This window comes from Neisseria sp. P0021.S007 (assembly GCF_051956855.1).
Genome location: NZ_JBQCXA010001609.1, coordinates 1 through 455, shown reverse-complemented (window position 1 = coordinate 455; position 455 = coordinate 1). Strand labels below are relative to the sequence as shown.

Genomic DNA, 455 nt, shown 5'->3' with positions numbered 1-455 from the left:
TTTTCGGGTTGTGCCGGTTGTTTGTTTTGGCTCATGGTCTGCTCCTTGGCAGGGAACGGAAAGATTGCAATCGTGTGAAGTAAGGTTGGTTTTCAAGCATATTTTGTGTGGGAGACAATAAGATTCAGACGGCCTTTCAATATCCAAAGGCCGCCTGAAAACGCGTTATCTTATTTCAAACCCAAAATGCCGCGCAGTTTGGCCAAATCTTCTGCCAAGGCATTAATCGGCGCCTGCAGGGCTTTGCGGTCTTCTTCGCTCAATTTGTCGTACAGCTCGAAACCATTCGGGGTTTTGTATTTCGCCAAAATGTCTTCAACCTGTTTGAAGTTGGCATCGGTTTTTTCCAACAACGCTTTGTCTTTGGCTTCGATCAGCGGACGGAACAAATCAACGATTTTTTTGGAGCCTTCCACATTAGCTTGGAAGTCGCTCAAGTCGGTATGGCTGTAACG

The 455-nt window shown here is 46.4% G+C and carries 1 protein-coding gene; it reads right to left on the bottom strand.

Going from position 1 to position 455, the window contains the following annotated elements:
• Nucleotides 1-170 precede the first annotated feature (170 nt).
• Nucleotides 171-455, bottom strand: a 285-nt coding sequence (locus ACTHUR_RS20525) for an imelysin family protein (RefSeq protein ID WP_440400641.1), incomplete at its 5' end; no start/stop codon positions are given.